Raw genomic sequence first — 13,569 nt, 5'->3', positions numbered from 1 at the left:
TCCATAGAAAGGAGGTGATCCAGCCGCACCTTCCGATACGGCTACCTTGTTACGACTTCACCCCAATCATCTATCCCACCTTCGGCGGCTGGCTCCTTGCGGTTACCTCACCGACTTCGGGTGTTATAAACTCTCGTGGTGTGACGGGCGGTGTGTACAAGACCCGGGAACGTATTCACCGCGGCATGCTGATCCGCGATTACTAGCAATTCCGACTTCATGCAGGCGAGTTGCAGCCTGCAATCCGAACTGAGACCGGCTTTCTGGGATTGGCTCCACCTCGCGGCTTCGCGACCCTCTGTACCGGCCATTGTAGTACGTGTGTAGCCCAGGTCATAAGGGGCATGATGATTTGACGTCATCCCCGCCTTCCTCCGGTTTGTCACCGGCAGTCACTCTAGAGTGCCCATCCAAGATGCTGGCAACTAAAGTCAAGGGTTGCGCTCGTTGCGGGACTTAACCCAACATCTCACGACACGAGCTGACGACAACCATGCACCACCTGTCTGGCATGTCCCGAAGGAAAAGCTTATCTCTAAGCCGGTCATGCCGATGTCAAGACCTGGTAAGGTTCTTCGCGTTGCTTCGAATTAAACCACATACTCCACTGCTTGTGCGGGTCCCCGTCAATTCCTTTGAGTTTCAGTCTTGCGACCGTACTCCCCAGGCGGAGTGCTTAATGCGTTAACTTCGGCACCCAGGGTATCGAAACCCCGAACACCTAGCACTCATCGTTTACAGCGTGGACTACCAGGGTATCTAATCCTGTTTGCTCCCCACGCTTTCGCGCCTCAGCGTCAGTTATAGGCCAGAAAGTCGCCTTCGCCACTGGTGTTCCTCCACATCTCTACGCATTTCACCGCTACACGTGGAATTCCACTTTCCTCTCCTACACTCAAGCGGACCAGTTTCGGATGCGAATCGGGGTTGAGCCCCGATCTTAAACATCCGACTTAAGCCGCCGCCTGCACGCGCTTTACGCCCAATAATTCCGGACAACGCTTGCCCCCTACGTATTACCGCGGCTGCTGGCACGTAGTTAGCCGGGGCTTTCTTCTCAGGTACCGTCACTCCGGGTGCAGTTACTCACCCGGACGTTCTTCCCTGGCAACAGAGCTTTACGATCCGAAAACCTTCATCACTCACGCGGCATTGCTCCATCAGGCTTTCGCCCATTGTGGAAGATTCCCTACTGCTGCCTCCCGTAGGAGTCTGGGCCGTGTCTCAGTCCCAGTGTGGCCGTTCACCCTCTCAGGTCGGCTACGCATCGTCGCCTTGGTGAGCCGTTACCCCACCAACTAGCTAATGCGCCGCAGGCCCATCTCTCAGTGACAGCTTGCGCCGTCTTTCCTCATTCTCCGATGCCGGAAAATGATGTATCCGGTATTAGCATCCGTTTCCGGAAGTTATCCCAGACTGAAAGGCAGGTTGCCTACGTGTTACTCACCCGTCCGCCGCTAACTGTCAGAGAAGCAAGCTTCTCTTCCAATCCGCTCGACTTGCATGTATTAGGCATGCCGCCAGCGTTCGTCCTGAGCCAGGATCAAACTCTCCATTAAGGTGCAACCTCTGTTGCACCCGCGACTCCGATTAGAGACCCCATAGGGCCTGGATTCGGACAAAGCGGATGATCTTGAAGTTGACTTGTCAAGAAAGCACCATGTGCTCGTTAAAACGTGGCGGGAATTTGCATTCCCTATATTCACTCTAAACCGTCTTGTGCTCCAAGATTCAGATCCGAAGATCAAAACCCTTCGCTAAGCGCGGTTCCTCGAATCACTTGGCCCGGCTGGGTTCCGTGATTCTCGTTACTCACTGTTCAGTTTTCAAAGAACAAACTCGTTAATCTCTTGGGTATTACTCGGTCTTACTCGTGTGCCCCGCTCGCTTGTTTCGCTCGCAGCAGCAACTCTTATATATTAGCATGTCCGTTTCCGTTTTGCAAGCCTTTTTTGAAATCTTTTTTTCAACTTCTTGCGAAGCGTCTATTTCGATTTCATCTTTGTCCTGCTCACTCGTTCGAACCGCTCGGTCACTCTCTCAAGGCCGTTCCTAGAATATATCACGCTGGAACAAGGAAGGCAAGCACTTTTTTCAAAAAACGATTATTTCCTATATTCGCGCCGCCGCTCCTCTTCTATTCCCGCATTCTAAGCCCGCTTCCCCTCGGGTCTGGGCCACAGCGTATAGCTGAAGCTGATGACGAAGTCGATGCCCAGCACAATCGCCCAGCGCATAATCCACTGCTGCAAAGCTTCCGATCGCTGTGCATCCCCGATCAACAGAATCATAAGGGCAAGCAGCCCGCTGCCGATCGTCCAGGCCAACAGATGCCGATACCAACTCCGTCTCTCCATAGCCGCATGAGCCGTCCCTCGCTTGGGCTTGTCTTCCGGTGCCGGACCGTTCGCGAACTTGTGCGCAAAGCGCTCGTCCGCCCATCGGATCATGCTGTGCCCGAACGCGACCGTGCACCCGAGATAGACAGCCGCAAGCCCGTGTACGAAGCCCGCTTCGCCTCCCTGCCGGATATCGAGGATCGTAGCCGTGAGCAGCACCAGATCGACGACCGGCGTGAGCATCAGCAGCAGCGCACCCGCTTTCTTTTTCTTCAGTACGTAGCGGGTGACCAGCCCCGCCAGGATGATCACCCAAAATCCGATCTCGCACGCCACGATCAACCAACCGATCATCACTCTTCCCCCTCTTTTTTAACACAACCGTATTATATAGAACATAGTAACACACTCGTACCAAAAAAGAAACCGTTAAAATACATCTGTGTTATAATGGGGATATGCCAAAAATCGTCGATCACGAACAACAAAAAATCAAAGTCGCCGAAGCCGCCTGGAGAGTCATCCGCCGCTCGGGCATCGAACAGGCTTCCGTCCGCAACGTCGCGCAGGAAGCCGGCGTATCGCCGGGGTCGATGCGGCATTACTTCTCCACGCAGGCCGAACTCTTTTCCTTCTCCATGCATCTGGTCTCGGAACGCGTCACCCGACGGGTCTCGGCTTACTCTTTCGATCGTCCGGTGCCGGAAGTGGCCCGAGACGTGCTGCGCGAATTGGTGCCTTGCCATGAAGAAAGCCGTTCCGAAATGGAAGTATGGTTGGCTTTCGCGTCAAAAACGATGTCGGAACCTTCGCTGCGCGAACACGCGGACCGCGTCTACGAGCAGATGAAGCACGCGATAACGCTGATTCTTCAAGCGCTCGTCGAGTACGAGTTTGCTTCGAAAACGCTGCGCGTCGAAGAAGAAGCGGTGAAGATGCTGACGTTCGTCGACGGGGTCGCGCTGCACGGACTGCTGTATCCCGAACGCATGCCGCCCCCTTTAATGGAGAAACTGCTGGATGAATACCTCGATGCTTTGTGCAAGAAGACTGATTAATCCGCAAAAGGAGGACAAAAAAAGGAGAAGGCGCCGGGGCGCCTTCTCCTTTTTGGTGTATGTCGTTAGATGTGACGTATGCCGATTGCCGCGCCTACAGATTCCGCATGTGCGGGAACAGAAGGACGTCGCGGATCGACGGAGCGTCGGTCAGCAGCATGACCAGACGGTCGATGCCGATGCCGAGACCGCCCGTAGGCGGCATGCCGTATTCCAGCGCGCGGATAAAGTCTTCGTCCATCTCGTGCGCTTCGTCGTTGCCGTGCTCTTTCTCGACCAGCTGCGCTTCGAAGCGCTGGCGCTGGTCGATCGGGTCGTTCAGCTCGCTGAACGCGTTGGCGTGCTCCCGCGCGACGACGAACAACTCGAACCGGTCGGTAAAGCGCGGATCTTCGTCGTTCTTTTTCGCCAGCGGCGAAATTTCGAGCGGATGTCCGGTTACGAAGGTCGGCTGAATCAGCGTCTCTTCCACGAACTGCTCGAAGAAGGCGTTCAGGACGTGCCCGAACTTCATGTGCTTCTCGACCGGAACTTTATGTTCCTTGGCCAGCGCATGCGCTTCTTCGTCGGTCATAGGCGCGCCGAAGTCCACGCCGGTCACTTCCTTGACCGCATCGACCATAGACACCCGGCGCCACTGCGGCTTGAGGTCGATCTCCTGGCCCTGGTACTGGATCGTCGTCGTGCCGAGCACTTCCTGGGCGATATGCGCGACCATGTTCTCCACCAGGCTCATGATGTCCTTGTAGTCGGCGTAAGCTTCGTACAGCTCGATCATCGTGAATTCCGGGTTGTGGCGGGTCGACGTGCCTTCGTTCCGGTAGACGCGGCCGATCTCGTATACTTTCTCCAGACCGCCCACGATCAGGCGCTTCAGATGCAGCTCGATCGCGATCCGCATGTACAGTTCCATGTCGAGCGCGTTGTGATGCGTAATGAACGGACGAGCGGCCGCGCCGCCCGCGATGGAATGCAGCGTCGGCGTCTCGACTTCGAGGTAGCCGAGCGAATCCAGGTAGCGGCGCATCGACTGGATGATACGCGAACGCAGGATAAACGTCTGCTGCACTTCCGGGTTGACGATCATGTCGACGTAACGCTGGCGGTAGCGCAGCTCTACGTCCTTGAGTCCGTGATACTTGTCGGGCAGCGGCTGCAGCGACTTGGTCAGAACGGTCAATTCCGAGACTTTGACCGTCGTCTCGCCGGTCTTCGTCTTGAACACCGTGCCGCGGATGCCGACGATGTCGCCGAGATCGAGAATCGTAAACGCGCCGTATTGCTCCTCGGCCACGCTGTCTTTACGTACATATAATTGAATACGGCCGGTCAGGTCCTGAATATGGGCGAAGCTGGCTTTGCCCATCGCGCGCTTGGCCATGATGCGGCCGGCCAGGCGCACTTCGATCGCTTTTTCTTCCAGCTCGTCTTTGTCCATCGTGTCGTACTTGGCCATGATACCGGCTGCCGTCTCGTCGCGTTCGAACTTGGCGCCGAACGGATCGATGCCGAGCTCTTTCAGTTCACCCAGTTTTTCGCGGCGTACCTTAAGCAGTTCGCTCAATTCGACTTCCTGGTTTTCCTGGTTCGTGTTTTCTTCAGACACTTGTGTTTCAGCTCCTGTCCTTAGCGGCGGCCCGCATTGGAAATGCTTTGCCGGCCTCGCTTATCGTCAACCTATATTATCGTTGCAAATCGTCGCTTTCGTCAACCGCGAAAGCCGCAGCGCCGACAGGAAAAGGCGCCTGCTGCGCAAAGCGGCACAAAAAAAGCTCCCGCTTCCGCTTGGACAAGTGCCAAAACGGAGACGGGAAGCCCGGGGTACCGGAAAAGTGCTGCTTGTTTGTCCGGAATTGAATTATTTTCTGATGCCGAGGATCGTGTATTGAAGCACACCCGCCGGAACGCTGACGTCGACCGTCGCGCCTACGGATTTGCCCAGCAGCGCCATGCCGACCGGACTTTCGTTGGAAATGCGGTTCTCCAGCGGATTCGATTCCGCAGAGCCGACGATGGTGTACTCCACTTCGTCGCCGAATTCCAGATCTTTGACCTGAACGGTCGATCCTACGCTGACGACGTCGGTCGCGATCTCGTCGCTGTTGATGATCCGCGCGTTGCGCAGCATTTTCTCCAGCGTGATGACACGGCCTTCGATGAAAGCCTGTTCGTTTTTGGCGTCTTCGTATTCGGAGTTTTCGCTGATATCGCCGTAGCCGATCGCCACTTTGATCCGTTCCGCGACTTCGCGGCGTTTCACGGATTTCAGGTGCTCCAATTCATCTTCCAACTTCTTCAGCCCGTCCTGGGTGAGAATAACCTCTTTATCGCTCATCTGTACCGATTCTCCTGTCATGTGAATAGTAGATTTTCGCACTCTCACATCCGGTTAATTACGAAATCCCTGTAAAGACGGCGATGACAAAATAGAAACGATCACGCCTTTTAAGACATCGACGCACTGCGTTTCTCGACTTAAGAAAGATATTGACGGGCAGCCGGGGCCGAAGCCGTTATATCTCCAAGAACGTCGGCGCGGCACGTTGACCCGGCCCGAAGTTCTTTGCCCGCGGAAGTCCCCGAAAGGATTCGCCGGACTCAATGCCGGCAGCCGGGCAGCCAACGTACGAAGCACCGTTCGCGTCTATACAATGCCGCATCCAGGCAAAGCGCGCATATTCCGCATTTTGGAAATTATGTTGGTGAGGCGAATTTATACTGACAAATTATATGGGAAGCACTACGAAAAGTCAATGTGTTTCCGGGCCCAAATGAAAACGTTTTATTTATACAAAAAAGGACCGGATTTCCGGCCCTTTTCGTCGAATGATCGCGGATTTTGGCCGAAAATGTTCCACGGGGAGCACTCAGGCTTCGGCGGCGACAAGCTGCGGCAGATTGGCCAGGTATCCGTCGAGGATGCGTACCATCTGATCGCGGGTCGTGCCTTCCATGATCGTGTCCTTGATACTCGCGGAACCTTTGAGCCCTTTGAGGTACCACGACAAATGCTTGCGCATTTCGCGTACGGCGACGTTCTCGCCCTTGAGCGCGATAAGGCGGTCCATATGCAGGACGGCGATGCGCACTTTGTCTTCCGGCGGCGGATCGGTGAGCAGCTCGCCGGTCTCCAGGTAATGGATGGTGCTGTACAGCATCCATGGGTTGCCGAGCGCACCGCGGCCGATCATGACCCCGTCGCAGCCCGTCGTATCGAGCATGCGCTTGGCGTCTTCCGGCGTCAGGACGTCCCCGTTGCCGATGACCGGAATGCTGACGGAAGATTTGGCCAGCTTGATCCAGCTCCAGTCGGCGTGCCCGGTATAGAGCTGCTCGCGCGTACGGCCGTGGACGCTGATCGCGCTCGCCCCGGCCGCTTCGGCCGCTTTGGCGTTCTGCTCGATGAAAATATGCTCGCTGTCCCAACCGATACGCATCTTGACCGTGACCGGCTTTTGGACGGCGGCGGTCACGGCGGAGACCATCTCGTAAATTTTCTCGGGGTTGAGCAGCCAACGGGCGCCGGCATCGCATTTGGTCACTTTGGGAACCGGGCAGCCCATGTTGATATCGATAATGTCCGCGTTGGTCTCCTGGTCGACAACTTTCGCCGCTTCGACAAGCGAAGCGCGGTCGCCGCCGAAAATTTGCAGGCTGAGCGGCTTTTCGCGTTCGTCGACGAACAGCATCTCGCGCGTGCGCTTGTTGCCGTTGAGAATCGCTTTGTCGCTGACCATCTCCGCGCAGACGAGTCCCGTGCCGAACTCTTTGGCGATCAGGCGAAAAGCGGGATTGCAGACGCCGGCCATCGGAGCCAGCACGACACGGTTTTTCAGTTCGATCTCGCCGATTTTCAGCATCGTAAACTCACCTCATTTATCTATTGAAGCCCTTTCGGGCGAAGCGGCAGGACGGCATTAAGGAAACAGGGGGCCGGAAAAACGGGCGATGCCCGCTGCCGGGCCGAGCTCGGCCAACGAGCGGTCGACGAGCGCGCGCAGGCCGGAAGGCTCTTCCGGCGGCACGACGTCGTCGAGCGGCACGAGCACGAAGAAGCGTTCGTGCATACGCGGATGCGGCAGCGTCAGCTCGGTCGTCTCGACCGCGAGGCCGTTCATCCACAGCAGGTCCAGATCGGCGGTTCGCGGTCCGAAGCGGATATCGCGCACCCGGCCCAGGCGGTCTTCGACCGTCTGCATAATTTCGAGCAGCCGGTGCGGCGGCATCGACGTGCCGACTACCGCGGCCATGTTCAGAAAAGGCGGCTGGTCGGCGTAGCCGACCGGATCGGTCTCGTATACGTCGGAGACACGCAGCACTTCGATCTCCGGCTGTTCGTTCAACAACCGCAGCGCCTCGCGCAGCGTCTCTTCGCGGCGGCCGAGATTGGCCCCCAAAGCAATATAAGCCTCTGATTGCTCAGAGGTGGAAGTTCGGGCGTGTTCGTTCATCATGCCTGCTCTCTCTTTCGGCTCCGGCGAATCTCCACGGTCACGCCTTCGAAATGGATATCGAACGGAGGATGCGGCTTGGTGACGCGTACGGTCGCCGCTTCCACCCTAGTATAAGTGCGCAGCACCGCGGATGCAATACGTTCGGCGAGCGCCTCGATCAGCTTGACGGACTCGCCTTCGACGACGCTTTTGACCGTCTCGTGCACTTCGGCGTAATTGACGGCCTGCTCCAGATCGTCGGTCAATCCCGCCGCGGACAGGTCCATTTCAAGTTCCAAACCTACGTAGAACCGCTGTCCGAGCCGGCGTTCTTCCTCGAATACGCCGTGGCGTCCGTAATATTCCATGCGGGAGATGATCATTTTGTCCATAATAGTTCCGCCTTTCCGCGAAAAAGATTCAGGCTGCGCGGAGAGCCGGGAACGCTTCGCAAGAAGACGCCCGCGGCACTCGGTTCGCAGCCTGCCTGAATTTATGTACGGGGTTCGTAGGAGCGGCCGGACTCCGCGTACAGCATGGCGTCGCACATGGCCACGGTCCGTTTGATCGAAGCGACGTCGTGCACCCGCACGATCTGGCAGCCTTCGGCGATGCCGAAAGCGACGGTCGCGGCGGTGCCTTCGACGACGTCGTCCGCCGGCAGGTTGAGCACTTCGCGGATAAACCGTTTGCGCGACGTGCCGAGCAGCACGGGGAATCCCAGTTCGACCAGCCGGCCGAGCTGCGTCATGATCCGCAGATTCTCTTCGCCGTTCTTGGCGAAGCCGATGCCCGGGTCCAAAATGATGTTCTCGTCCAGCACCCCGGCGGCGCGGGCGATCTGCACGCTCTCCATCAGATCGGCGGCGACGTCGCCCAGCAGGTCTTCGTAATTCGGTTCGGGACGATTATGCGTCAGCACGATCGGACAGCCCGATTCCGCGGCGACCTGCGCCATGCGCGTATCGGCTTTGCCGCCCCACACGTCGTTGATGATATGCGCGCCGGCCGCCAGCGACTGGCGGGCGACTTCGGCTTTGTACGTGTCGACGGACAGCGGAATGCCCGGCATCTCGCGCCGCAGCGCTTCGATCACCGGCAGGATGCGCGACAGTTCTTCGTCCAGCGAGACGGGATCGGCGCCCGGACGGGTCGACTCGCCGCCGATGTCGATCAGGTCGGCTCCGGCCAGCACCATCTCGCGGGCATGGCGGACGGCCGCTTCGATGTTCACGTAACGGCCCCCGTCGGAAAAAGAATCGGGCGTGGTGTTCAGAATCCCCATGATTCGCGTGGCGCGGCCCAGGTTCAGGCGGACGTCGCCCCAAGCGTAATGACGGATATGAAGAATAGGCTTCATGTGTTAGTTCCCCGTTTCTTTCGTATAGTGGCCGTACTCCTCCGTCAGGCGAAGCGTCAGCGGGCCCGGCCTTCCCGCGCCGATCGCAAGCTCCGTGCCGTCGGGCTGCCGAAGCAGCCGCACCGGCACGATCCCCTGGACCGAGCCGGTCAGGAAAATCTCGTCGGCTTCGGCCAGTCGGTCCAGACCGTATCGGCCTTCCCGGACCGGAATGCCGAGACGTCGCGCCAGCTCAAGCACGAACGCCCGCGTAATGCCGGGCAGAATGCCGGTATCGACAGACGGCGTGTGCAGCGTGCCTCCGGCAGCGAAAAACACGTTCGCGACGATGCCTTCGGCGATATGCCCTTCGCGGGTAAGCATCAGTCCTTCGGCGCCTTCGGCGCCGGGAATGCCGTCCAGTTCGCGGCGGCCCAAAATGCCGTTCATGTAATGGAGCGATTTGAGCCGCTCCGCCCCTTCGGGCGTATTGCGGCGCGTATGCAGCACCTGCAGCGTGCGGCCTTCCGCGTACCAGGCGGCCGGCGGCGTCGGCAGCGCCTTGACGTAGACGATCCGGTTCGGCCGCTCATAGAAGCGGCTGGACGGCAGGCCCAGCTCGTCGCAGCCTGCGGTCAGCGTCAGCCGGACATAGCCTTCGGCCAGCCCGTTCGCCGCCAGCAGCGCGGCGATTTCCGCCCGCAGCGCCTGCGGATCGGCGTCCCAGCGGATACGCAGTTCGTCGCAGCCGCGAAGCATACGCTCCAGATGGCGTTCGAACATAAACGGCTCGCCGCCGTAGGTGCGGAACGTCTCGAACAAGCCCATCCCGTACATGAGGCCATGATCCATGACCGACACGGCGGCCTGCGCCGTATCGACGATCCGGCCGTTCAGCCCGACGTAATTCGCGGCGCCGCTCATGCCCGCACGTCCGCGGCGGGAGTCCGCCCGAGAAAGCGGGCCAGCATGCGGTGCCCATGCTCCGTCACGATCGACTCGGGATGGAACTGGACGCCTTCGACCGGATAGTCCCGATGGCGCAGTCCCATGATCTCGCCTTCCGCCGTCCAGGCGGTCACTTCCAGGCAGTCCGGCAGCGTGGCGGCCTCGACGATCAGCGAATGGTAGCGCGCGGCGGTCAGCGGCGAAGGCAGCCCTTCGAACACGGACGCGCCGCGATGCAGGATCGGCGAAGTCTTGCCGTGCATCAGACGGTCCGCGCGAATGACGCGGCCGCCGAAAGCTTGCCCGATCGCCTGATGGCCGAGACATACACCGAGAATCGGAATCTCCGCCTTGAACTGCCGAATGACGTCAAGCGTGATGCCGGCGTCGTCCGGCGTGCACGGTCCGGGCGAGAGCAGCAGGCGATCCGGCGCCAGCTCCCGGATGCCGGCAGGATCGATCTCGTCGTTGCGGCGGACGATCACCGTCTCGCCGAGCTCTCCCAAATACTGGACCAGATTATAGGTAAACGAATCGTAATTGTCGATGACCAGAATCAATGGGATTCCCCTTTCCCGTCTTCGGCCGCCGCCCGCTCGGCGCACCATACGGCCCGGCCGACCGACCTCGCCTTGTTATGGCTCTCGCGATATTCGCGGTACGGATCGGAATCGATGACGATGCCCGCTCCCGCCTGCATATGGCCCACGCCGTTTTGCACGACGAGCGTGCGAATAATAATATTTAATTCCATATTGCCTCCGTAGTCAATCCAGCCCATCGAACCGGTATACGGTCCGCGGCGCACCGGCTCCAGCTCCTCGACGATCTGCATCGTGCGCACTTTGGGCGCACCCGTGATCGTTCCGCCGGGAAATACGCCGGCGATAACGTCGTACGCCGTTTTGCCCGGCGCAAGGTCCGCTTCCACCTGCGACACCAGGTGCATGACGTGCGCGTAGCGCTCGATCGTCATCAGTTCCGGCACATGGACGGAACCGTAGGCGGCGACCCGCCCGAGATCGTTGCGCTGCAAATCGACGAGCATGATATGCTCGGCCCGCTCTTTCTCGCTGCCGGCCAGTTCCTCGGCCATGCGAAGGTCTTCTTCCGGCGTCGACCCGCGCCGGCGCGTTCCGGCAATCGGCCGGGCGGCCAGCCGGCCGTCTTCGAGCCGTACGAGCAGCTCCGGCGAACCGGAGACCAGCTGAAACTCCAGAAAGCGCAGCAGGCCCATGTACGGCGACGGGTTCACGAGGCGCATCCACTCGTAGACCTGTTCGGGCGAAGCTTTGAGCTTCCGCTGTTTGCGCAGCGACAGATTGATCTGGAACACGTCTCCGCTGCGAATGTATTCCTGCACGCGGCGTACCGCCTGTTGGAATGCCTCCTGGGCAAACGACGCTTCAAAGCCGTCCACGTCGCTGCGCCCGTCCATATGCCGCTCCGCTTCCGCGGCGATCTCGATCCGGCGCTTCGCGTCCCACGGCAGTGCTTCGCGTTCGAACTCGCGCCAGCGCCGCAGCATGCGCTCCGCTTCCCGCTCCGCCTGCGCGTAGGCGGACGCAAGCGAACGCCCGGCGCCGCCTGCCTGCGCCCCGGCTTCGGCCGAAGCTTCCGATTCGGCGGCCGGCAGACAGACCGAGACATATACGGCCTGCTCCTGGTGATCCACGATCCACAGCTGGCGCAGCCGCATGAACGCGTAGTCCGGCAGGCCGCCCTGGGCCAGGTCGTCTTCGGCCAGCGCCGGCAGCCGTTCCAGCGAACGCGCGACGTCGTACGCGAGGAAGCCCACCGCGCCGCCGCAAAATTTGGGGCCGCCGGGTACGCGCGGCGCGCGGTGCGGCTCCATCCAGGCGCGGATCACGTCGAGCGGGGCGCCCTGCACGGCCTGTTCCGCCGGCCCGACCGGCTCGGGATCGAGCCGGTCCGCAAAATCGGTAATTCGTGCCGCTTCGCCCCGTCCCTGCAGCACGGATTCGGCTTCCAGTCCGAGAAACGTATAGCGGCCTTCCTTCCCGCTCTCCAGCACGAAAGCATAAGGCGACGCTTCGCTCCAAGCCCGCAGCCAAGACTCGGGCAGCTTCTGCAAAGTGTCGCGCCGCAGATAAGGAAGCCGGGTATACCCCTGTTCTCTCCACTCCGTCCACTGCGCAAGGGATGTCATCGTCTCGCTCAACCTGACTGCACTCCTTCGGATATCGTCCAAACGATCGGATTCGATTTTTGTCCATTATACGACGAAGGGACGGCCTAAGGTAGCGGCAAAACGAAACGGGAGTTCGGGCAGGCGCAAATTCGGGACTTAAGCATGCAGGAAACCGTGAAAAACGAGCAGGAATTGGCCTTTACGCACAACACCCCCGCCTCATGCAAGCGCAAGGAGCGGGGGTGTTGGACATATTCGGTTAAAATCGTTCGGCTTCGCAGCCGTCGATCAGTTCTCGAAGTTGTACAGCGGCGTGCTGAGGTACCGTTCGCCGTTGCTCGGGATGATGACGACGATCCGTTTGCCCTTGCCGAGTTCTTTCGCCACTTTGAGCGCGGCGAATACGGCGGCGCCGGACGAAATGCCGGACAGGATGCCTTCTTCCTTCGCTACGGTGCGAGCCGTCTCGAACGCTTCGTCATTTTCCACGTGCAGAATCTCGTCGTAGATCTTCTGGTTGAGAATATCCGGAACGAAGTTGGCTCCGATACCCTGAATCTTGTGCGGACCCGGCTTGCCGCCGGCCAGAATCGGCGAAGCCGCAGGCTCGACCGCGTAGATCTTCACTTCCGGGAAGTTCGTTCTCAGCACTTCGCCGGCGCCGGAGATCGTGCCGCCCGTACCGATGCCCGCCACGAATGCGTCCAGCGTACCGCCGATCGAGTGGATGGCTTCCACGATTTCGGGTCCCGTCGTCTCGCGGTGGATCTTCACGTTCGCTTCGTTCTTGAACTGCTCGGCCATGAAGTAATCCGGATTCTCGGCCAACAGCTCTTCGGCTTTGCGTACCGCTCCGTTCATGCCTTCCGATCCCGGCGTGAGCACGAGTTCCGCTCCGTAGGCACGCAGCAGGTTGCGGCGCTCAAGGCTCATCGTTTCCGGCATGACGATCACGGACTTGTATCCTTTTGCCGCCGCTACCATGGCCAGGCCGATGCCCGTGTTGCCGCTCGTCGCTTCGATGATCGTGCCGCCCGGCTTCAGGCGTCCGTCCGCTTCGGCCGCTTCCACCATGCTGATCGCGATCCGGTCTTTAACGCTGGCGCCCGGATTCTGATATTCCAGTTTCAAATAAATCTCCGCGCTGTCTTCCGGAACGATCCGGTTCAAGCGGACGAGAGGCGTATCTCCGATCAGATCCGTAATGCTGTTAACGACTTTGGCCATGGTAAATCCTCCTTCGAAAGTGGGTACACTTATATCCGATTTCCCGGAACTTAATCCGAGTGAAAAAGTAGGT

12 protein-coding genes and 1 rRNA gene are annotated in these 13,569 nt (G+C 59.4%); 1 reads left to right on the top strand and 12 read right to left on the bottom strand.

The genetic code is table 11. The annotated features are described in order from the left end of the window. Window positions 1-7: 7 nt before the first annotated feature. Window positions 8-1,559, bottom strand: a 16S ribosomal RNA gene (locus FFV09_RS10940). Between the two features lie 591 nt (window positions 1,560-2,150). Next, window positions 2,151-2,693, bottom strand: a complete 543-nt coding sequence (locus FFV09_RS10935; protein WP_141447864.1) for a hypothetical protein — start codon at window positions 2,691-2,693, stop codon at window positions 2,151-2,153. 104 nt (window positions 2,694-2,797) lie between these two features. Between FFV09_RS10935 and FFV09_RS10930 the strand changes: the two genes are divergently transcribed. Beyond that, window positions 2,798-3,397, top strand: coding sequence for a TetR/AcrR family transcriptional regulator (locus FFV09_RS10930; protein WP_246098528.1), 600 nt, complete (start codon window positions 2,798-2,800; stop codon window positions 3,395-3,397). A 94-nt stretch (window positions 3,398-3,491) separates the two neighbouring features. On the opposite strand, the gene lysS is transcribed toward FFV09_RS10930, so the two are convergent. The 10 genes from lysS to cysK all read right to left on the bottom strand — a co-directional run bounded on the left by lysS (window position 3,492) and on the right by cysK (window position 13,496). Next, window positions 3,492-5,003 (bottom strand): lysine--tRNA ligase, encoded by a 1,512-nt coding sequence (gene lysS / locus FFV09_RS10925; protein ID WP_141447862.1) that lies wholly within the window; start codon window positions 5,001-5,003, stop codon window positions 3,492-3,494. 252 nt (window positions 5,004-5,255) lie between these two features. Beyond that, entirely contained in the window at window positions 5,256-5,732 is a 477-nt protein-coding gene (gene greA, locus FFV09_RS10920; RefSeq protein WP_141447861.1) for a transcription elongation factor GreA, read from the bottom strand. Window positions 5,733-6,264: 532 nt separating this feature from the next. Beyond that, the gene (gene dusB, locus FFV09_RS10915) at window positions 6,265-7,257 is read right to left on the bottom strand and encodes a tRNA dihydrouridine synthase DusB (RefSeq protein ID WP_141447860.1); all 993 of its coding nucleotides are present in this window, start codon (window positions 7,255-7,257) and stop codon (window positions 6,265-6,267) included. Between the two features lie 57 nt (window positions 7,258-7,314). Continuing rightward, on the bottom strand, window positions 7,315-7,848 hold the full coding sequence (gene folK / locus FFV09_RS10910; protein ID WP_141450433.1) for a 2-amino-4-hydroxy-6-hydroxymethyldihydropteridine diphosphokinase: 534 nt from the start codon (window positions 7,846-7,848) through the stop codon (window positions 7,315-7,317). Continuing rightward, on the bottom strand, window positions 7,848-8,222 hold the full coding sequence (folB, locus tag FFV09_RS10905; RefSeq protein ID WP_141447859.1) for a dihydroneopterin aldolase: 375 nt from the start codon (window positions 8,220-8,222) through the stop codon (window positions 7,848-7,850). The genes folK and folB overlap by 1 nt, the downstream gene beginning before the upstream one ends. A 101-nt stretch (window positions 8,223-8,323) precedes the next feature. After that, entirely contained in the window at window positions 8,324-9,190 is an 867-nt protein-coding gene (folP, locus tag FFV09_RS10900; RefSeq protein ID WP_141447858.1) for a dihydropteroate synthase, read from the bottom strand. 3 nt (window positions 9,191-9,193) lie between these two features. Continuing rightward, window positions 9,194-10,093: an aminotransferase class IV gene (locus FFV09_RS10895; protein WP_141447857.1), complete on the bottom strand. Its 900-nt coding sequence runs from the start codon at window positions 10,091-10,093 to the stop codon at window positions 9,194-9,196. Continuing rightward, on the bottom strand, window positions 10,090-10,677 hold the full coding sequence (locus tag FFV09_RS10890; RefSeq protein ID WP_141447856.1) for an anthranilate synthase component II: 588 nt from the start codon (window positions 10,675-10,677) through the stop codon (window positions 10,090-10,092). The genes FFV09_RS10895 and FFV09_RS10890 overlap by 4 nt, the downstream gene beginning before the upstream one ends. Then, the gene (locus FFV09_RS10885) at window positions 10,674-12,287 is read right to left on the bottom strand and encodes an anthranilate synthase component I family protein (RefSeq protein ID WP_141450432.1); all 1,614 of its coding nucleotides are present in this window, start codon (window positions 12,285-12,287) and stop codon (window positions 10,674-10,676) included. The genes FFV09_RS10890 and FFV09_RS10885 overlap by 4 nt, the downstream gene beginning before the upstream one ends. A 270-nt stretch (window positions 12,288-12,557) precedes the next feature. Beyond that, window positions 12,558-13,496: a cysteine synthase A gene (gene cysK / locus FFV09_RS10880; protein WP_141447855.1), complete on the bottom strand. Its 939-nt coding sequence runs from the start codon at window positions 13,494-13,496 to the stop codon at window positions 12,558-12,560. Window positions 13,497-13,569: the final 73 nt, after the last annotated feature.

It is taken from the genome of Saccharibacillus brassicae (assembly GCF_006542275.1).
GTDB classification, from domain to species: domain Bacteria; phylum Bacillota; class Bacilli; order Paenibacillales; family Paenibacillaceae; genus Saccharibacillus; species Saccharibacillus brassicae.
Note: the sequence above shows the minus strand (reverse complement) of the source record. Positions and strands in the feature narration are given on the sequence as shown.